At 71.4% G+C, this 18,454-nt stretch carries 17 protein-coding genes and 1 tRNA gene; 10 read left to right on the forward strand and 8 right to left on the reverse strand.

The annotated features are described in order from the left end of the window. Positions 1-112 precede the first annotated feature (112 nt). The 6 genes from ACZ4VK_RS07945 to ACZ4VK_RS07970 all read left to right on the forward strand — a co-directional run bounded on the left by ACZ4VK_RS07945 (position 113) and on the right by ACZ4VK_RS07970 (position 6,217). The gene (locus tag ACZ4VK_RS07945; RefSeq protein ID WP_468349660.1) at positions 113-1,018 is read left to right on the forward strand and encodes a metal ABC transporter solute-binding protein, Zn/Mn family; all 906 of its coding nucleotides are present in this window, start codon (positions 113-115) and stop codon (positions 1,016-1,018) included. Continuing rightward, on the forward strand, positions 1,018-1,896 hold the full coding sequence (locus tag ACZ4VK_RS07950; protein WP_468349662.1) for a metal ABC transporter ATP-binding protein: 879 nt from the start codon (positions 1,018-1,020) through the stop codon (positions 1,894-1,896). Before ACZ4VK_RS07945 ends, ACZ4VK_RS07950 begins: the two co-directional genes overlap by 1 nt. Further along, a complete protein-coding gene (locus ACZ4VK_RS07955; RefSeq protein ID WP_468349664.1) occupies positions 1,893-2,810 on the forward strand; it encodes a metal ABC transporter permease in 918 nt (305 codons plus the stop codon). Before ACZ4VK_RS07950 ends, ACZ4VK_RS07955 begins: the two co-directional genes overlap by 4 nt. Before the next feature lie 170 nt (positions 2,811-2,980). Continuing rightward, positions 2,981-3,280 carry a DUF1490 family protein gene (locus tag ACZ4VK_RS07960; protein WP_468349666.1) on the forward strand — a complete coding sequence of 100 codons (300 nt, stop codon included), beginning with the start codon at positions 2,981-2,983 and terminating at the stop codon, positions 3,278-3,280. Positions 3,281-3,282: 2 nt separating this feature from the next. Beyond that, positions 3,283-5,469: a heavy metal translocating P-type ATPase gene (locus tag ACZ4VK_RS07965; RefSeq protein WP_468349668.1), complete on the forward strand. Its 2,187-nt coding sequence runs from the start codon at positions 3,283-3,285 to the stop codon at positions 5,467-5,469. Positions 5,470-5,665: 196 nt separating this feature from the next. Next, complete coding sequence (locus tag ACZ4VK_RS07970) at positions 5,666-6,217, forward strand: SgcJ/EcaC family oxidoreductase (protein WP_468349670.1); 552 nt, start codon at positions 5,666-5,668, stop codon at positions 6,215-6,217. Here the strand turns inward: ACZ4VK_RS07970 and ACZ4VK_RS07975 are convergent. Beyond that, positions 6,180-7,586, reverse strand: a complete 1,407-nt coding sequence (locus ACZ4VK_RS07975; protein WP_468349672.1) for a sensor histidine kinase — start codon at positions 7,584-7,586, stop codon at positions 6,180-6,182. The genes ACZ4VK_RS07970 and ACZ4VK_RS07975 overlap by 38 nt on opposite strands. Continuing rightward, positions 7,583-8,290, reverse strand: a complete 708-nt coding sequence (locus ACZ4VK_RS07980) for a response regulator transcription factor (RefSeq protein ID WP_468349674.1) — start codon at positions 8,288-8,290, stop codon at positions 7,583-7,585. The genes ACZ4VK_RS07975 and ACZ4VK_RS07980 overlap by 4 nt, the downstream gene beginning before the upstream one ends. A 116-nt stretch (positions 8,291-8,406) precedes the next feature. On the opposite strand from ACZ4VK_RS07980, the gene ACZ4VK_RS07985 reads away from it, so the two are divergent. After that, on the forward strand, positions 8,407-8,784 hold the full coding sequence (locus ACZ4VK_RS07985; protein ID WP_468349676.1) for a hypothetical protein: 378 nt from the start codon (positions 8,407-8,409) through the stop codon (positions 8,782-8,784). A gap of 31 nt (positions 8,785-8,815) precedes the next feature. Here ACZ4VK_RS07985 and ACZ4VK_RS07990 read toward each other — a convergent pair whose 3' ends face one another. The 4 genes from ACZ4VK_RS07990 to ACZ4VK_RS08005 all read right to left on the reverse strand — a co-directional run bounded on the left by ACZ4VK_RS07990 (position 8,816) and on the right by ACZ4VK_RS08005 (position 12,680). Then, complete coding sequence (locus tag ACZ4VK_RS07990; protein WP_468349678.1) at positions 8,816-9,301, reverse strand: VOC family protein; 486 nt, start codon at positions 9,299-9,301, stop codon at positions 8,816-8,818. Positions 9,302-9,611: 310 nt separating this feature from the next. Further along, positions 9,612-9,685, reverse strand: a tRNA-Met gene (locus ACZ4VK_RS07995). 161 nt (positions 9,686-9,846) lie between these two features. Beyond that, positions 9,847-10,857 (reverse strand): UDP-glucose 4-epimerase GalE, encoded by a 1,011-nt coding sequence (gene galE / locus ACZ4VK_RS08000; protein WP_468349680.1) that lies wholly within the window; start codon positions 10,855-10,857, stop codon positions 9,847-9,849. A 566-nt stretch (positions 10,858-11,423) separates the two neighbouring features. Then, positions 11,424-12,680 (reverse strand): extracellular solute-binding protein, encoded by a 1,257-nt coding sequence (locus ACZ4VK_RS08005; RefSeq protein ID WP_468349682.1) that lies wholly within the window; start codon positions 12,678-12,680, stop codon positions 11,424-11,426. A 425-nt stretch (positions 12,681-13,105) separates the two neighbouring features. Between ACZ4VK_RS08005 and ACZ4VK_RS08010 the strand changes: the two genes are divergently transcribed. Beyond that, on the forward strand, positions 13,106-14,740 hold the full coding sequence (locus tag ACZ4VK_RS08010; RefSeq protein ID WP_468349684.1) for an amidohydrolase: 1,635 nt from the start codon (positions 13,106-13,108) through the stop codon (positions 14,738-14,740). Positions 14,741-14,936: 196 nt separating this feature from the next. On the opposite strand, the gene ACZ4VK_RS08015 is transcribed toward ACZ4VK_RS08010, so the two are convergent. Continuing rightward, positions 14,937-15,506, reverse strand: coding sequence for a TetR/AcrR family transcriptional regulator (locus tag ACZ4VK_RS08015; protein WP_468349686.1), 570 nt, complete (start codon positions 15,504-15,506; stop codon positions 14,937-14,939). A 117-nt stretch (positions 15,507-15,623) separates the two neighbouring features. Here ACZ4VK_RS08015 and ACZ4VK_RS08020 point away from each other — a divergent pair, with 117 nt between their 5' ends. Together ACZ4VK_RS08020 and ACZ4VK_RS08025 are read left to right on the forward strand one after the other, a co-directional pair. Then, positions 15,624-16,310 carry an SDR family oxidoreductase gene (locus ACZ4VK_RS08020; protein ID WP_468349687.1) on the forward strand — a complete coding sequence of 229 codons (687 nt, stop codon included), beginning with the start codon at positions 15,624-15,626 and terminating at the stop codon, positions 16,308-16,310. A 181-nt stretch (positions 16,311-16,491) separates the two neighbouring features. Next, complete coding sequence (locus ACZ4VK_RS08025) at positions 16,492-17,496, forward strand: NADP-dependent oxidoreductase (RefSeq protein WP_468349689.1); 1,005 nt, start codon at positions 16,492-16,494, stop codon at positions 17,494-17,496. Positions 17,497-17,524: 28 nt separating this feature from the next. Here ACZ4VK_RS08025 and ACZ4VK_RS08030 read toward each other — a convergent pair whose 3' ends face one another. Continuing rightward, positions 17,525-18,307, reverse strand: a complete 783-nt coding sequence (locus ACZ4VK_RS08030) for an SAM-dependent methyltransferase (RefSeq protein WP_468349691.1) — start codon at positions 18,305-18,307, stop codon at positions 17,525-17,527. Between the last annotated feature and the right edge of the window lie 147 nt (positions 18,308-18,454).

The raw sequence follows: 18,454 nt of genomic DNA on the forward strand, positions 1-18,454 counted from the left end.
CGGGTCGGCGACGGCATCGGGTCGGTGGCGGCGGTCCGCTGGAGAGCCCGGCCACGCGGGGGGATAATCCAAGTGATTGCCATTTCGCTTCCCTCGGCATAGGGGAGGACGTATGCGTGGCGTGTCGATCCGTGCACCCGGAGTGCTGCTCGGGGCGTCCCTGGCCCTACCCGGCGCATGGGCCGGACCGGTGGACGCGGCCCCCGCCCCGATCCCCGTGATCGCCTCCACGAACGTCTACGGAGACGTCGTGGAACGGATCGGAGGCGGCCGCGTCGCCGTCACGTCGATCATCAGCGATCCGGCACAGGACCCACACTCCTACGAGGCCAGCACCCGTACGCGGCTGGAACTCTCCCGCGCCGAGGTGGTCGTACGGAACGGCGGCGGCTACGACGACTTCGTCGACAGGATGCTGCGAAGCGCGGACGACCCCTCGGCCCGGGTGATCGACGCCGTCGAGGTGTCCGGCAAGGAGCCCGACGCCGCAGGGGGGTTCAACGAGCACGTCTGGTACGACCTGCCGACCATGGGCCGCCTCGCCGACCGGATCGCCCAGGCACTCGGCCAGGTCTCACCCGCCGACGCCGACGTCTTCACGAAGCACGCCGAGGACTTCAAGGACGACCTGGCCGGGCTCGAGGCGCGGACGGACCGCATCGAGGCGCGCCACGCCGGCACGCCGGTGGCGGTCACCGAGCCCGTACCCCTCTATCTGACCGAGGCGTGCGGCCTGGTGAACAAGACACCCGCTGCCTTCAGCGAGGCCGTCGAAGAGGGAGACGACGTCTCGCCCAGGGTGCTCCAGGAGACGCTGGAGCTGTTCACCGGCCGGAGCGTCCAGGCCCTCGTCCACAACGAACAGACCAGCGGGCCCCAGACCGAGAAGGTCAGAGACGCAGCCGAGGACAACCGGATTCCCGTCGTGCCGGTCACGGAGACGCTTCCGCGGGGCAAGGACTACGTCGGCTGGATGACGGACAACATCACCGCACTCGACCGTGCCCTGGAGCGCTGATGCAGCGCACCGACCGCCTCACGCCACAGCCGCTCCCGCTTCTTGCCGAGCAGGGAGACGGCGTTCCACCGGTGGTGAGCCTGCGTGGCGCCGCGCTCGCCCACGGCGACCGCGTGCTGTGGCGGGATCTGGACCTCGACGTGCGGCCGGGCGAGTTCCTGGCCGTCCTCGGCCCGAACGGCTCGGGCAAGACGAGCCTGCTGCGGATCCTCCTCGGCCGTCAGCCGCTCACCGCGGGGTCCGTCTCGGTCCTCGGCCGCCCGCCGAACCGCGCCGGCGGGCTCATCGGCTACGTCCCCCAGCAGAAGTCGCTGCCGCCCCACACGCTGCTGCGGGCCCGTGACCTCGTGCGACTCGGCCTCGAAGGACACCGCTGGGGGCTGCCGCTCGCCTGGAAGGCGGCCCGTCGCAGGGTCGACGAACTCCTGGACTCCGTCGGGGCGCTGCCGTACGCCGATGTCCCGGTCGGCCGGCTCTCCGGCGGTGAGCAGCAACGGGTGCGGATCGCGCAGGCGCTGGCCACGGATCCGCGGCTCCTGCTGTGCGACGAGCCGCTGCTCTCCCTCGACCTCCAGCACCAGCGCACGGTCACCGATCTCGTGGACCGGCGGCGCCGGGCGGCCGGAACCGCCGTGATCTTCGTGACCCACGAGATCAATCCGGTCCTCGGACCGGCGGACCGGGTGCTCTACCTGGCCGCGGGCGGCTTCCGGATCGGCCCGCCGGAGGAGGTGCTGACCTCGGCCGTCCTGTCGCGCCTGTACGGGACTCAGGTGGACGTCGTACGGGTCCGGGGCCGCATCGTGGTCGTCGGAGCGCCCGACGCGGCCCCCGCCGACCACCACGCCGACCAGCCGAACGGGGCCGGACCACCATGAGCGCACGGAACGCCCGCCTCGCCGTGGACGGCGACGACTCCGGCATCTGGCACCAGATCTTCGACTTCACCGACTACGGGGACCTGCTGGCCCTGGTGCACAACTCGCTCCTTGCCGGGGCCCTGCTCGGCATCGTGGGCGGCCTCGTCGGGACATTCGTGATCATGCGGGATCTGCCGTTCGCGGTGCACGGGATCAGCGAACTTTCCTTCGCGGGCGCGGCGGGCGCGCTCCTTGCCGGGCTCAACGTCGTCGCCGGGTCGATCGTCGGCTCTCTGACGGCGGCGGCCGCGATCGGTCTGCTCGGGGTCCGCGCCCGCGACCGCAATTCGGTGATCGGGATCATCATGCCGTTCGGGCTGGGGCTCGGTGTGCTGTTCCTGTCCCTCTACCAGGGGCGGGCGGCCAACAAGTTCGGCCTGCTGACCGGTCAGATCGTCGCCGTCGACACCCCGCAGACGGCCTGGCTGGTGGCCACCTCCCTCGTCGTCCTCGCCGCCCTTGTGCTCCTTTGGCGGCCGCTGACCTTCGCCAGCGCCGATCCCGACGTGGCCGAGGCCCGTGGCGTGCCCGTACGGGCCCTGTCCCTCGCGTTCATGCTGATCCTCGGTCTCGCGGTGGCCCTGTGCGTGCAGATCGTGGGAGCGCTGCTGGTGCTGTCCCTGCTCGTCACCCCGGCGGCAGCCGCGGCCCGGGTCACCGCGTCCCCTGTGCTGCTGCCGGTGCTGAGCGTCCTGTTCGCGCTGATCGCCATGGAGGGCGGCATCCTCCTCTCCCTGGGCAGCAGCATCCCCGTCAGCCCGTACGTGACGACCCTCGCGTTCCTGATCTACCTCGGCTGCCGCCTCGTGGGCTCCCGGAGGCCCGAGCGCACCCCTCGGGCCGTGCCCGTCGCCGGACGCACCCGCGTGTGAGGGCCCGCTCGACCTGGCGCGCCCCCCCGCCCCCGTCGGCGAGGGCCCCGCTCGACCTTGTGCGCTCCCCGTACCCACGTGTGAGAGCCCCGTTCGACCTCGCGCGCCCCCGGGTCCAGACTGGAGGGGAGGCCCCTCGCACCCCGCCGGGTGCGTGGAAGGAGGCGTCCATGCATCCCCTCGCCGTCGTCGGCGCCACCGCCGGCAAGCTGGCCCACTACGCGGTGTCCGGTGTCGTGGGCGCGCTCATCGTGCAGAAGCTGCCCGACGCGAAGCCGGCCGCGCGCAAGGCCCTGGTGGGCGGGCTCGCAGGAGGAATCGTGGCGGGCCGGTGGCTGTCGGAGGCCGCCGAGGAAGCCCGGCTCAAGGCCGGCGACATGCTCGCGGAGGCCCGTACCTCGCTCGGCGAGGAGGTCCCGCCGCCCTCGGCCGTCAAGGTCGACCACGACGACCACGGCCACGAGCACTGACCATGTCCGCCGTACTCGTCCGCTCGGTCGCGACGGGACGGGCCCGGCTGACCGTGCCCTGGCTGCGCGACCGCCCCGGCTGCGCCGGTCTCGTCGACGACCGGCTCACCGGCCTCTCCGGTTTCCGCGCCCTGCGTGTCTTCCCCCGTACCGGCAGCGTCGTGATCTGGATGGAGCCCGCCGATCTCGACGCGGACGCCCTGGTCGACGCTCTCGAAGAGGCCCCGCCGCCCTCCGCGCCCGCCAAGGCCACCCGGTCCGCCCCGGACTCCTCCACCGGTGAGGTCGCCCGGCTCGTGGTCGGCGGAGCCGTGCTCGCGGTCGTGGCGCTGCGCCGGCTGCTCGCCCGCCCCCGGATCGGCGTCGGCTCCTCCGGGCTGCTCGGCGCGATCACGGTCTTCACCGGTCTGCCGTTCTTCCGGGGCGCCCTGCGCACCCTCCGCGGCCGGAGCAGTCCCGGTACGGACACCCTGGTCACCGCCGCGACCGTCATCTCCCTTGTCCTGCGGGAGAACGTCGTCGCCCTCACCGTCCTGTGGCTGCTGAACATCGGCGAGTTCCTCCAGACCCTCACCCTGCGGCGCACCCGCCGCGCCATCGAGGACCTGCTCACCATCGGCGACGAGCGGGTCTGGCTGGTCCGGGAGGAAGGCGTGGAGGTGGAGGTTCCGCTGGAGCGTCTCGAGGCCGGTGACACCGTCGCCGTGTACGAGCACCACCGCATCCCCGTCGACGGGCACGTCATGACCGGCGAGGCCCTCGTCGACCAGGCCGCCGTCACCGGCGAGGCGCTGCCCGTGTACGCCCGCGAGGGCGCCCACGTCTACGCCGGCACCATCGTCACCTCCGGCTCGCTGACCGTCCGCGCCGACTTCGTCGGCCGCGACACCACCGTCGGCCGGATCATCACCCGGGTCGAGGAGGCCCAGACCGACCGGGCCCCCATCCAGACCGTCGCCGCCCGCTTCACCCAGCGCTTCGTCCCCGTCTCCTTCGGCCTCGCCGCCCTCACGTACGCGGTGACCCGCGACGCGCGCCGGGCGATGACGATGCTGCTCATCGCCTGCCCCTGCGCAGCGGGTCTCGCCACCCCGACCGCCATCAGCGCCGCCATCGGGAACGGCGCCCGCCGCGGCACCCTCATCAAGGGCGGCACCCACCTCGAAGGCGTCGGCCGGGTCACCGCCGTGGTCTTCGACAAGACCGGCACCCTGACCTTCGGCAAGCCCCTCGTCACCAGCGTCGTCACCCTCAACGAACGATTCGGCGCCGACGAGGTGCTGACCCTGGCGGCGTCCGGCGAACTCCACGCCCGCCACCCGCTGGCCCAGGCCATCGTCGCCCACACCGAGGAACAGCATCTGCACGTCCCCCTCCACCAGGCGTGCGAGGTCGTCCTCGGCATGGGCATGCGCGCCGAACTCGACGGCACCCGGCTCCTCGTGGGCAGCCCCGCCCTGCTGCGCCGGCACGGCATCGAACTCACCGAGGCCGCCCAGGACTGGACCGACCACCTCCGCCACGGCGGCGAGACCGTCATCTGCCTGGCCCACGACGCCGACCTCATCGGCCTGTTGGGCGTCTCCGACGCCGTACGGGCAGGCGCCGACACCGTCATACGGCAACTGCGGGACCTCGGCGTCCAGCGGCTCGCCCTGCTGACGGGCGACGCCCCGGAGACCGCACAGGTCGTGGCGGACGCCCTCGGCATCACCGAGGTGCACGCGCACGCCCTGCCCGAGGCGAAACTCCAGCTGATCCGCGACCTCCAGGCCGAGGGCCACATCGTCGCCATGGTCGGCGACGGCACCAACGACGCCCCGGCGCTCGCCCTGGCCGACGTCGGCATCACGATGGGCGAGCACTCCTCGCACGTCGCCCTGGAGACCGCGGACATCGCCCTCGCGGGCAACGACCTGCGCCAGGTCCCCGCGGTCGTCGAGCTCAGCCGCCACACCCTGCGCGTCGTGCGCCAGAACTACGGCCTCGCCATCGGCGTCAACCTGCTCGGCCTCCTCGCGAGCGCCGGCGGCTCCATGAACCCGGTCCTCGCCGCCCTGCTCCACAACACCAGCAGCATCGCCGTCGTCGGCAACTCCGCCCGCCTGGTCAACCACACCCCGCACCTCCCGCACGTGAGCGACGAGGTCCTGCACGCGGCGCCCCTGGAGGAGCGCCGGGTGCGCTGACGGCACCGCGGGACGCCATCCCCTTCGGCGGTGCCACGATCGCCGACCCCCGTAGAGCGTCATCGTCACGCTCCGCACCTTGGCCAGACCTTGTCCGTTCGCTGTACGAATCCTGTACGGCCGTTTACCGGCGGGCTGTGAGGGTGGGATCACTCCCCTCGGACGAGGGGAACTCCCCCCTCCTCAAGGATGTGTGATGAAGCGTCGGATATCGGCACGGGCCGCCCTCGCCACCGCTGCCGCCGGACTCGTCGTCGCCGGCACCCTCACGGCCGGTGTCGGCGTCGCGTCGCCCGAGCACCGCGACACGCGGGTCGCGTACGGTGCGGCACCGCAGGTGACGCAGGGCCGGGACAAGCCCTCCCGGCAGGAGATCGCCGCCCTCTTCGACGGCTGGAACGCGGCCCTGCGGACGGGCGACCCGGAGAAGGTGGCCGACCGCTACGCCCCCGATGCGGTCCTGCTGCCCACCGCCTCCCCCCGGATCCGGACCGACCGGGCCGGGATCGTCGACTACTTCGAGCACTTCCTGCAGAAGAAGCCGCGCGGCGAGAAGGTCCGCTCGGTCATCAGCGTCCTGGACCGTGACTCCGCCATCGACGCCGGCCTGTACGCGTTCCACCTGACCGACCCGAAGACCGGTGTGAAGACGCGCCTCGAGGCGCGCTACACGTACGCGTACGAGAAGCGCGGCGGGAAGTGGCTCATCGTCAACCACCACTCCTCGGTGCTGCCGGCCGAGAGCTGAGCCGCAGCACGATCCGTACGCCGAGACCGCCCCCCGGGGCGTCCCGCAGGGCCACGGCACCGCCGTCGTCGGTCACCAGCTGCTTGACGATGGCGAGGCCGAGGCCCGATCCGGAACGGCCGGTCAGACCCTGGCCGCGCCAGAAGCGGTCGAAGGCGCGGGACTGCTCCGCGGCGGACATCCCGGGGCCCTGGTCCAGGATCTCCAGGACCACCTCCTCGGCGTGCACCTCCGCCCGTACGGTGATGGTCCCTCCGTCCGGGGAGACCTCCAGGGCGTTGGAGAGGACGTTGTCCAGGACCTGATCGAGGTTGCCGGGACTGGACAGCACCCGAGGCCGGCCGTCGAACTCCCCCGCGAGCGCGATCGTCACACCGCGCTCGTCGGCGGCCGGCCGCCAGACCGCGAGCCGCTCCCCGACCGTCTCCCGCAGCGGGACCGGCTCGGCGGCGGCGACCTTGGCCTCGGCCCGGGCAAGGACAAGCAGTCCGTTGACCAGGCGGCTCATGCGCACGACTTCGGCGGTGGCCTGTTCGACGTCCTCGTGGACGAACTCGTCGTCGACGCCGTCCGCGATGTTCTCCAGGGACAGCCGCAGCGCGGTCAGCGGGGTGCGGAGCTGGTGCGAGGCGTCGGCGACGAAGACGCGCTGGGCGCCGACGAGGGTGTCGAGCCGCTCGGCGCCCTGGTTGAGGGTACGGGCCAGCGTCTGGGTCTCCGGCGGACCGGTGACCGGGGACCGCGCGGTCAGGTCCCCCTGGCCGAACCGGCTCGCCATGGCGTTCAGTTCGCGCAGCGGCCGGGTCAGCCGACGGGCCGCGAGCGCGCCGAGGCCTGCCGCGACCGCGAGCACGGCCACGGCGAGGATCGCGCGGAAACCCCAGATCGTCCAGAGGCGTTCGGTCAGCTCGGACGTCCGGTAGGTGATGCGGACGGCGCCCGCGACCTCGCCCGTCCCGGCCCGGGAGCGCGCGGGCTCGGTGATCGTCAGCCGTGGCCCCCACACGAACCGGGAGCCCCAGTCGACGGTGGGCTTCCCCTCATGGAGCGCACGGGCGAGGGCGGCGTCGTACGGTCCGCCCGGCCGGGCCGGCAGCGGCAGCGTCCCCACACGCGCCCCCTCGGCGGTGATCACCTGGACCGTACCGGGGGTGGCACTCTCGTACGCGGTGGCCATCTTCACCAGCGCCGCGCGGGAGGCGGGAGCGGGGTCCGCGAGGAGTCGGGCCATGGTGGCGGCCTCCCGGCTCACGGACAGTTCGGTGTCGCCGCGCAGCTGCTCGGTGAGGGTGAAGGCCACGGGCACGGTGAAGGCCGCGATGGCTACGGCGACCAGAAGGACGTAACTGACGATCAGCTGCCGGATCACGGCGCGGTCCCGGTCCGGGCGGTCTGTGGCTCCTCGGCGACGACCAGGCGGAAGCCGACGCCTCGTACCGCCGCGATGGCGATCGCGCCCGCGAGCTTGCGGCGCAGCGCGGCCACGTGGACGTCCAGGGTCTTGGTCGGCCCGAACCAGTTGGCGTCCCAGACCGCTTCCATGATCTGCTCGCGCGACATCAGCGCGCCCGGCTCCTCGGTGAGGAAGGCAAGCAGGTCGTACTCCTTCGGCGCGAGCGCCACCTCGGCACCGTCCAGGTGGACCCGCGCGGCCTTGCGGTCGACGGTCAGCCGGGGCCCGTACCGGTCGGGGCCTGCGGTCTCCCAGGGGGTCCTGGGCCGGACGCGGCGCATCACGGCCCTGATCCGGGCGACCACCTCGCGTACGCCGAAGGGCTTGGAGACGTAGTCGTCGGCGCCGAGCTCAAGGCCGACGACCCGGTCGGTCTCGTCGCTGCGGGCGCTGATCACGATGATCGGAACGCCGTCACCGCGGCCGTGCAGGGCGCGGCAGACGTCGAGCCCGTCGGTGTCCGGCAGCCCGAGGTCAAGGAGCACCAGTTCGTACGTCCGCTCGGCGTCGAGCGCCGCGTGGCCCGTGGCGACCCATTCGACCTCGAACCCGAAGCGGACGAGACCGCGCCGCAGCGAGCGGGCCACCGACTCGTCGTCCTCCACCAGAAGTATGCGCACCGGCGCACCCTAGAACGATCACAAGGGTGATTGAAAGTTAACGTACATTGCGGTCGCGAGGAGGGCTGCGACCCTGGCGCCCGTCGCGGTCGCCGGGCAGCGGGTAGCGTTCCGGCATGACCTCAGCGCCGCCCCGGTTTCCGCCGTATCCGATCCGTGGCATCGGCGTGCGGCATCAGAAGCACAACTGCGCGCCCCAGTTCGCGGAGATCGAGGTCGACTTCGAGCCCGCGGCCGAGGGATTCGTCTTCGAGGTGGCGCAAGGCCTGACGGTGGAGTACGAACCCGCAGAGGACCTGCCCCGCTTCTTCGCGGCCGCCGCCCTGGGCATCGAGGAGCAGCTGAACGCACCCGAGCACGAGGTCGTGGTCGCCACGCGCGTGGTGCTGCGACGCGCCCGCGCCGATGCGTTCGGCTCCCATGAACGGGCGTTCAGAATCGCGGGCTATCTCGCCGCCCGCAAGGCCCTGGACGGTGCACGGCCGCGACTCTGAACGCTGCCCTCGATGGATGGCTGTTCGAGGATCAAACGCCGCTCGCCTTGGGGTCCATGGAGCCCATGGCCGCCTTGGCCCGCTTCTCCATCTCCTCCGCGGGGACGTCCTCAATGTGCGAGGCGATGTTCCAACGGTGCCCGAAAGGGTCCTCCAGCTGACCGGTGCGGTCGCCGTAGAACTCGTCCTTCACCGGAGTCAGTTCCCTGGCGCCTTGGGCCAGAGCCTTGGCGAAGACCGCGTCGACGTCCTCCACGTACACATGCAGGGTGATCGGCGTGCCGCCGACCGCCTTGGGCGAACGGAACCCCATGTCGGAGTACTCGTCCGCGAGCATGATGACCGAGTTGCCGAGCGCCAGCTCGGCGTGGCCGATCTTGCCGCCGGGAGCCGGCATCCTCATACGCTCTTCCGCACCGAGTACGGACACGTAGAAGTCGATCGCGGCCGCTGCTCCGTCGACACAGAGGTACGGCGTGACACGCGGGTATCCCTCGGGGATGCGCTGGACGGTCACGGCTTTCCGCCTTTCCGATGTGGCGATCACCGCTGACCGCCGCCTTCGGCCACTGATATCCCGCCTTCCGAGCCACGCGCCGACGCCGCGCGGCGCCGGACCGAGGGATGCTCCAAAGGATGGCAACGCGGGTGTGCCTGTCGCCCGGGGCGTGCCGCCGCACGCGCTACGGCCAGTGGGGCCGGACTGCAAGGAGCGCCAAGCGGTCGAGTGCGGCAATCAACCGCCTGCGGACGGACGGCCTGAGGTGCAGACGCGGGCGCACGCATGAGACCCGGATCCACAGGATCCGGGTCTCATGTCACTTCAGTAGCGGGGACAGGATTTGAACCTGCGACCTCTGGGTTATGAGCCCAGCGAGCTACCGAGCTGCTCCACCCCGCGTCGGTAGACCTAACAGTACGCCATCCACGGCACCGCTCAGACCAGGAGCATGCGGCTCAGGGACGGCCGGATGCCGCAGGCGGTCTGTCCCCGCCACCATGGGTAGCTCGTGGCGACGAGGACGCTCGTCGCCGGGCGGGCCGCCGGTGAGGGCGAAGGGGCTATGCGTCGCTTACGTGCGTGAGAACCAGGTCGCGGCGGCTGTACCAGGTCAGGGAGTCGGAGATGCCCTGCTCGACGGAGAGGGCCGGCGTCCAGCCGAGGAGCTCGCCGGCGAGGGTGATGTCGGGGTAGGCGCCCGCGTTGTCACCGGGGCGGCGGCCCACCAGTTCGGTGGCCAGCTGCTTGCCGGTGACGTTCTCGAACGCCCTGACCAGCTCGAAGACGGTGGTCCCGGTGCCCGAGCCGAGGTTGATGACGCGGTACGGGGTGCCGTCGGGGCCGTTCGAGGTGATCGCGTCGAAGCGCCGGACCGCGGCGACGTGGGCGTCCGCGAGGTCCTGGACGTGGACGTAGTCGCGGATGCCGGTGCCGTCGCGGGTCTCCCAGTCGGTACCGGTGATCGGGAACGGCTCGCCCGCGCGGTACTTGTCGATCATCACGCCGAGAGCGTGGGTGGGCTTCAGGACCTGAATGCCCGAGCGGAACTTCTGATCGGCGCCGATGGGATTGAAGTACCGCAGGCTGACCGCTCGCAGGGGCGTGCCGACGGTGACGTCCTCCAGGGCCTGCTCGAAGTGGGCCTTCGTCCGGGCGTACGGGCTCGTCGCCCGGAGCGGCGAGGTCTCGGTGATGGCCTGCCCGGCCGCGTAGACGGCGGCGGAGGAGGAGAAGACGAACCGCTCGCACCTGTTGCGGATGAGGTGGCCCAGGAGCGCCAGGCCCTTGGAGACGTTCTCGGTGTAGTAGTACAGCGGGTCGGCCACGGACTCCGGGACGACGATCTTCGCGGCGCAGCCGATCGTGGCGATGATGTCGGGGTGGTCGGCGAAGACCCGGTCGATCAGCTCGCCGTCGGCGATGTCGCCGCGGTACCAGGTGCGACCCTCGACGAACTCGGGCCGGCCGGTCGACAGGTCATCGACGATCACGACGTCGATGCCCTCGTCGAGGCAGCGCGAGGCGATCGTGGAGCCGATGAATCCCGCACCGCCGGTGATCAAGACCTTCAAGGCGCCTCCTGAGTTCGGCATGGGCCGATGCCTCCGTACGGGGGCACCGGGGGTGTCAGGCGGTCGAGCGTAGCAGCGGGGTGAGAGGGTTCGTCACGCTTTGGGAACTCGTCAACTACGCTGTGTGGACGGCCTCGTAGAGGCACTTCGACCGGCGCCTTCCTGACCTGGCGGGCGGCCACCGGCGGCGGGAAGGATGCCGGGCAGGCCCACGGACCACACCCTCGTCCCGCTCGGCTCCGATCGTCTTCGGCCGCCGGCGCGTCCATCGGCCTGCTCGGCGGGATGATCGGGCTGGGAGGCGCGGAGTTCCGCCTGCCTCTGCTGATCGGCCTCTTCGGTCTGTCGCCTGTTCGGCGTGGGGGAAATGGGCTTCCTCCCACGCGGCTCCCGTGCCTTCGAAGGACGTGTTCGACGTCTCGACCCGTCGGCTCAGGAGCCCCGTTGCCCACTCGTCCTCGTACGCTCGACCCCGCCCTGGTCCTGGAGTGCCGCTGGTGGGGGCGGTTCGCGTTCGGCGCACCTTGTGGGTGCTTCGCGGGCGACGAGGCGGGCATCCGGTCGCGCTACCCCTGCTGCGCCATCTCCCGGGCCTGCTCGGCGATCTGCTCCAGCACGACCTCCGGGTCGGCGGACGGTGCGACGGCCTTGCCGATGTTCCGCTTGACGGTGTCGCTGACCCGCAGCCAGGACGGTTCGTTGACCGGGTAGAGGCGGGCGCCGCGCAGAGCGATCAGGAACTGTTCGGCGCCTGCGTCCGCCGCCGCGTCCTGGGACGCCTGGGTGGCGGACACCGTCGACGGCAGCAGGTGGTAGCGCCCGGCGAACTCGTTGAGGTTCTTGTCCTCGTAGACGAAGTTCAGGAAGGAGCCGACCAGTTCACGGTTGCCGTCGTGCTTGAAGGCCATCATCCAGTCGGCGACGCCCGCCGCCGGCGGGGTCACCGCGTCGTCCAGCGTGTCCGACACCGGCATGCTCAGCGTGTTGACCTTCATGCCCTTCTCCCGTGCCTCGTGCAGGAGGGACGGATAGCCGTTGACCATGCCGACGTCGCCGCGCAGGAAGGCGGCGAAGGCGTCCTTCCGGTTGAGTTCGGCCGGCGGGACCGGGCCGGTCAGTGCCGGGGAGACCAGGTTGTCCTTGATCCAGCGGAACGTCTGCGTGTTCTCCTCGGACGCGAGGCTGTAGTCGCCGCGCTCGTCGGTGTACCCGCCGCCGTTGCTCAGTTCCCAGATCAGAGCTTCCGCGTGCGCCTCCTCGGGGCCGAGCGGCAGGGCGTACGGGTAGAGCACGCCCTCCTCCTTCAGCGCCACGGCCGCGTCCTTCAGGTCCGACCACGTCTTCGGTGGCTTCGCCCCCGCCTTCTCGAACAACTCCTTGTTGTAGAAGAGCAGTCGGCTGCTTGCCACGAACGGAAATCCATAGAGGGTGCCGTCGACCGATCCCGCCTTCGCGAGGGGCGGCAGGAAGTTCGCCTCCGTCCTGATCGACATCACCTCACTCGCGGCATAGAGACGGCCCTGCGCCGCGAAGTCGGAGTACGCGCCCATCAGGGCCACGTCCGGGGCGTCGTCCTCCCGGACCATGCGGGTGACCTCGCGGTCGACATCGGCCCACGGGTGGATCGTCACCTCCACCCTCTTGCCCGGGTGAGCGGCGACGAAGGCCGCGGTCAGCCTGTCCCAGTACGCCTTGGAGCTGGTCGCCGGGGTGTTGCCGTACTCGGGGACCACCAGGCGCAGCGTCGTCCCGCCGCTCCCGGACGAGCCGCAGGCGGTGACGAGAGAGCCCAGCAGTCCGAATGCGGCCACGGAGGCGGTCATGCCGAAGAGTCTTGGTCGCACGGATCTTTCCTCTTGTTCTTTTGGATGGTGCGCCCGGAATTCTCTCCCGATCCGGGGCGTATCGCGCCCTCCGCCGAAAGGTTGTGGCCGTATCTCCAACCGGGGCGATTCCGAGTGGTGTTTTTCGATATACCGGCATTGGTTCCCACGCGCGCAGAACCCTCCATGGCGTCCAAGAACACGCCGGTCAGGAGCATTGACGGAGGGACGTAATGGAGTGGCGAATGACGGCATCGGATTCCTGGCCGGCTCCCGTGTCCGTGTCAGAGGCCGGCGTCGCGAGCGGACGCGGTGGGCGCCTTACGTCAACACCATTGACGTGTAATCGGCAGACGGGCTTCCATGGCGCCCTGTCCGCCGTCCCGCGCCCCTCCGGCGCGCGCCGAACGCAAGGGAGCCGCCCCATGCCCCACGCCGATCTGGTCTTCACCCGGGGGCCCGTCCTCACCATGGACGCGGCCCGTACGCGGGCGAGTTCGCTCGCGGTCACCGGCGAGCGGATCACGGCCGTCGGTCACGACGAGGTGCGCGAGCTGATCGGGCCCCGTACGGAGGTCGTGGATCTGACGGGCAAGCTGCTGCTGCCGGGGTTCCAGGACGCGCACATCCACGCGGTGGGTGGCGGCAGCGAGCTCGCCGAGTGCGATCTCAGTCAGGTCGTCGACGCCGAGTCGTGTCTGGAGCGGATCCGCTCCTTCGCCGAGGCGCACCCGGACCGGGAGTGGATCACCGGCGGCGGCTGGTCGATGGAGGGCTTCGCCGGCGGCCTGCCGACCCGGCAGCTGCTCGACTCGGTCGTGCCGGACCGTCCCGTGCTGCTCGCGAACCGGGACCACCACGGCGCCTGGGCGAACACGCGGGCCCTCGAGCTGGCCGGGATCACCGCCGGCACTCCGGACCCGGCCGACGGCCGCATCGAGAGGGAGGCGAACGGCGCCCCGAGCGGCATGCTCCAGGAGGGTGCGACGGGGCTGGTGTCCCGCCTCGTGCCGCCGAGCACGCCGGAGGACCGGATCGCGGGCCTGCTGCGGGCGCAGAAGCTGCTGCACTCGCTGGGCGTCACGGGCTGGCAGGACGCGCTGCTCGGCTCGTTCAACGGCATGCCCGACCCCTCGGACGCCTACCTGGCCGCGGCGCGGGACGGTTCACTGACCGCCCGGGTGACCGGGGCGCTGTGGTGGGACCGGGAGCGGGGAGGCGACCAGATCCCCGAACTCGTGCTCCTCCGCGACGAGTTGACCTACGGCCGGTTCCGGGCGGGCTCGGTCAAGATCATGCAGGACGGGATCGCGGAGAACTTCACCGCCGCGATGACCAGCCCGTACCTCGACGGCTGCGGCTGCGCGACCGGCAACACCGGGCTCAGCTTCGTCGACCCCGAGGCGCTGCGCGGCCACGTCACCGCGCTCGACGCCCTCGGCTTCCAGGTGCACTTCCACGCGCTCGGCGACCGGGCCGTGCGGGAGGCGCTGGACGCGGTCGAGGCGGCCATCGCGGTCAACGGGCGGCGCGGCAACCGGCACCACCTCGCTCACCTCCAGGTCGTCCACCCCACCGACCTGCCCCGCTTCGCCGAGCTGGGTGCCATCGCCAACATCCAGCCGCTGTGGGCGGCGCACGAGCCGCAGATGGACGAGCTGACCATCCCGTTCCTCGGTCCGGAGCGGGCGGCCTGGCAGTACCCGTTCGGTTCGCTGCTGCGGTCCGGGGCGACCCTGGCGGCGGGCAGCGACTGGCCGGTCTCCAGCCCGAACCCGCTCGAAGGCATCCACGTCGCGGTGAACCGGCGCGAGCCGGGGTCCGACGACGAGCGGGTGTTCCTTCCCGACCAGCGCGTCGACCTGCCGGCCGCCCTGGCCGCGTACACGGCCGGTGCGGCGCATGTGAACGGCCACGACGACGCAGGCAGCCTGCGCCCGGGCCACCTGGCCGACCTGGTGGTACTCGACCGCGACATCCTCGTCGGACCCCCGGAGGAGATCGCCGAGGCCGGAGTGGAGCGCACGTATGTGGGCGGCGCACTCGTGCACCAGTCCTGAGCGCGCCCTCCGTCGGCCGCCGGCAGGAGGCGCGGGTGCGGGAGGCGGAGCGGCACGAGCGCGCCGTCGGTCTCCTGCCGACCTTGCTGCCGGCGCGATCGCCTCCCCGGTCGTCCCCGGCTCTCCGGTACTTCCGTCCGGGCCACAGCGCGCAATCTTTCCCCGGGCGCCAGTCGGCGGGCCGTCCCGCCGCGTGTCACCCGTCAGTCGGGGCGGCAGTCAATGCCGTGCGCGCGGCGGTGAGGATCTGCTCGGAGAGTGGTGAGCCGGTGGTGGCTCGGGCCAGGACGAGGGCTCCGAGCATGGTGCACAGCCGGATGATGCCGTCCTGGTCCTCCGTGGCGAGCCACTCGGTGAATTCGCCCACCCCCTCGGTGAAGATCCGACGGGCCTCATGATCTTCACCTTCGCGAGCCATGTCGGTGGCGAGCGCGGCGACGGGGCACCCGTCCGCCGGGCTGTCGCGGTGCTCGGGGGAGAGGTACGTGTCGATCAGTGCCCGTTGCGCGGCGTCGCGCTGTCCGCCGTGCTGCTCGAGTCCGTCCTCGTGGTGCCGGGCGAGTTCGTCGAAGGCGTGGGCGGTGGCTTCGCCGATGAGCGCCTCCTTGGAGGCGAACTGCTTGTAGAAGCCGCCGTGGGTCAGTCCGGCCGCCTTCATCAGGTCGGCGACGCTGACGTGGGTCCCCTGCTCCCGGAACAGTCGGGAGGCTGTTTCCACCACCCGCCGCCGGTTCTCCTCCGCCTGCGCCTGCGATACGCGGCCCATCGGCCACCTCCCGATTGGATGACAACTGGCATCTATCCTAGTCCAGTGGTTAGATTGCGGTTGTCATCTAATGTGGACGCGGGCCGTTCGACGACGGCCGCAACGCTGGGAGTGAGCATGGAACTGAAGGACGCGGTCGCGGTCGTCACCGGCGCCAACCGGGGGCTCGGGCGGCACCTGGCCGCCCAGCTCGTGGAGCGCGGAGCGACGGTGTACGCGGCGGCCCGGCGCCCCGAGTCGGTCGACCTCCCGGGCGTCATCCCGCTGCGGCTCGACGTGACGGACGAGGAGTCGATCCGGGCCGCGGCCCGTACCGTGCCCGACGCGACACTGCTGGTGAACAACGCCGGAGTCTCCACCGGAACGCCGCTGATAGCGGGCGGCCTCGACGCGGTGCGCCTGGAGATGGACACCAACTTCTTCGGGCCCCTCGCCGTGACGCGGGCCTTCGCCCCCGTCATCGAGGCCAACGGCGGCGGTGCCGTGCTCAACGTCCTGTCGGTGCTGTCCTGGCTGCACCCGGCCGACCTCGGAGCGTATGCGGCGGCCAAGGCGGCGGCGTGGGCGCTGACCGGCGCGGCTCGCGAGGAACTCGCGCCGCGCGGCATCGCCGTCTCGGCGCTGCACGTCGGATACATGGACACCGAGATGGCCGCGAGCGTCCCCGCCGACCAGAAGGCGGACCCCGCCGAGGTCGCTGCCCAGGCCCTGGCCGGCATCGAGGCCGGACTGCCCGAGATCCTCGCCGACGAGATCACCCGTTACGTGAAGCAGGGCCTGGCCTCGGCGCCGAACGCGGCGTGAGGCGCGCATCGCCGCAGGGCTGACCTTGCCGCCCTGCGGCGGACGCCACGCAGGTGACGGCCGACCGTCCGTCGGTGAGGGACTCCAGCAGATCAGAACGAACACGACGGAGTGTCTCGTACGGGCAGCAGCCCGGGACGCACGGAGACCCCGTCCCCGAGGACGGGAAACGGAGACTTTGATGAAAGCTTTCATGATCGCTCGCTACGGCGCCAAGGACGACGGCCGCGTCAGCGAGGCCCCGGAACCGCGGGTGGGCGCCGACGACGTCCTGGTCCGGGTCCACGCGGCGAGCGTCAACCCGCTGGACTTCAAGATCCGCGACGGCGACTTCAAGGCGATCCTGCCGTACCGTCTCCCTCTCGTCCTGGGCAACGACCTCGCGGGGGTGGTGGTCGAGGTGGGAGCGGACGTCACCCGCTTCGCGGTGGGGGACGAGGTCTACGCCCGGCCCGACAAGGACAGGATCGGCACGTTCGCCGAACGCATCGCCGTCCACCAGGACGACCTGGCTCCCAAGCCGGCCGCCCTCACCATGGCGGAGGCAGCCTCCCTTCCCCTGGTCGCCCTGACGTCGTGGCAGGCGCTGGTCGGCAAGGCGCAGGTCCGGCCGGGCCAGAAGGTTCTGATCCACGCGGGCTCCGGCGGCGTCGGCACCATCGCCCTCCAGCTGGCCAGGCACCTGGGCGCACACGTGGCGACCACCGCGAGCGCGGCCAAGGCCGACCTGGTCAAGGAGCTCGGCGCGGACGTCGTCGTCGACTACCGGACACAGGACTTCGAGGAGGTCCTGGACGGCTACGACGTCGTCCTGGACACCCTCGGCGGCCCGACCCTGGAGAAGTCCCTGCGGGTCCTCAAGCCGGGCGGGAAGGTCGTCAGCGTCGCAGGGCCCCCCGACGCGAACTTCGCCCGTGAACTCGGCGCGAACCCGATCCTGCGGCAGGCGATGAACGTACTGAGCCTGAGAACCCGGCCCCGGGCCAAGCGCCAGGGCGTCACCTACTCCTTCCTCTTCATGAAGGCCGACGGCGACCAGCTCCGCGAACTCACCCGGCTCATCGACGACGGAGCGATCCGCCCCGTCGTCGACCGCGTCTTCCCCTTCGACGAGACGCGCCAGGCCATGGAGTACGCCGAGCAGGGCCGCGCCAAGGCCGGCAAGGTCGTCGTCGCGATGGGGTGAGGGGCGGGCCGGACGGTGGAGGCCGCCGCTACTTGCGACCCACGCCCGCGAACATCGCGACGTCCGGCGTCGGCGTCTCCGGTCGCCACGCCGAGCAGGACACCACCCCGGGCTCGAGGAGCTCCAGGCCGTCGAAGTAGCGTGCGACGGCGGCAGGGGTGCGCTGCGTGAGCTTCGGGGTGCCGTGTTCGTTCCAGAACGCCACCGCCGCGTCGACGTCCGGCATGTCGGGGTGGGTGACCGTGTGGGACAGGACGAGGTGGCTGCCGGGGGCGAGCGCGTCCATGAGCCGGCGGACGATCGCGTACGACTCCTCGTCGTCCTCGATGAAGATGACGACTCCGAGCAGCATGAGCGCGACCGGCTGCGACAGGTCGAGCGTCTTCGCCGCCGTGGCCAGGACCGTGTCGACGTCCCGCAGGTCGGCGTCCAGGTAGTCGGTGCGGCCCTCGGGCGTCCCGACAAGCAGGGCACGGGCGTGCGCGAGGACGAGCGGGTCGTTGTCGACGTACACGACCCGGGCGTCGGGGGTGACGCGCTGGGCGACCTCGTGGGTGTTGTCAGCGCTCGGCAGGCCCGTTCCGATGTCGAGGAACTGCCGGATGCCCTCCTGCTCGGCCAGGTGCCGCACCGCCCGCCCCAGGAACAGCCGGTCCGCCTTCGCGTACTCCCCGATCCCGGGATGCAGCTCGCGGATCTGGTCGCCGGCCGCCCGGTCGACCGGGTAGTTGTCCTTGCCGCCGGTCCAGTAGTTCCATATCCGGGCGGTGTGCGGCCGGGACGTGTCGATGCGCGATTCGATGTCGGTCACGCGATCAACGTATCGCAGCACCCGTAACTCCCTTACGCGGAGGTCGCTTTGCCCCGCCGCTGCACGGTGGGTCCTTGGCCTCAACTCCGGTTCAGGTTTTGGCGTGACGGTTCGTGCCCCCTCGTCGTCAGGGGAGCCGATCGGTCC

The sequence above is a fragment of the Streptomyces sp. NPDC028711 genome (assembly GCF_055565415.1).

Excerpts from the sequence above, each read along its gene's own strand:
- ACZ4VK_RS07945 (WP_468349660.1), top strand. The coding sequence starts at position 113 with ATGCGTGGCGTGTCGATCCGTGCACCCGGAGTGCTGCTCGGGGCGTCC.
- ACZ4VK_RS07950 (WP_468349662.1), top strand. The coding sequence starts at position 1,018 with ATGCAGCGCACCGACCGCCTCACGCCACAGCCGCTCCCGCTTCTTGCC.
- ACZ4VK_RS07955 (WP_468349664.1), top strand. The coding sequence starts at position 1,893 with ATGAGCGCACGGAACGCCCGCCTCGCCGTGGACGGCGACGACTCCGGC.
- ACZ4VK_RS07960 (WP_468349666.1), top strand. The coding sequence starts at position 2,981 with ATGCATCCCCTCGCCGTCGTCGGCGCCACCGCCGGCAAGCTGGCCCAC.
- ACZ4VK_RS07965 (WP_468349668.1), top strand. The coding sequence starts at position 3,283 with ATGTCCGCCGTACTCGTCCGCTCGGTCGCGACGGGACGGGCCCGGCTG.
- ACZ4VK_RS07970 (WP_468349670.1), top strand. The coding sequence starts at position 5,666 with ATGAAGCGTCGGATATCGGCACGGGCCGCCCTCGCCACCGCTGCCGCC.
- ACZ4VK_RS07985 (WP_468349676.1), top strand. The coding sequence starts at position 8,407 with ATGACCTCAGCGCCGCCCCGGTTTCCGCCGTATCCGATCCGTGGCATC.
- ACZ4VK_RS08005 (WP_468349682.1), bottom strand. The coding sequence starts at position 12,680 with ATGACCGCCTCCGTGGCCGCATTCGGACTGCTGGGCTCTCTCGTCACC.
- ACZ4VK_RS08010 (WP_468349684.1), top strand. The coding sequence starts at position 13,106 with ATGCCCCACGCCGATCTGGTCTTCACCCGGGGGCCCGTCCTCACCATG.
- ACZ4VK_RS08015 (WP_468349686.1), bottom strand. The coding sequence starts at position 15,506 with ATGGGCCGCGTATCGCAGGCGCAGGCGGAGGAGAACCGGCGGCGGGTG.
- ACZ4VK_RS08020 (WP_468349687.1), top strand. The coding sequence starts at position 15,624 with ATGGAACTGAAGGACGCGGTCGCGGTCGTCACCGGCGCCAACCGGGGG.
- ACZ4VK_RS08025 (WP_468349689.1), top strand. The coding sequence starts at position 16,492 with ATGAAAGCTTTCATGATCGCTCGCTACGGCGCCAAGGACGACGGCCGC.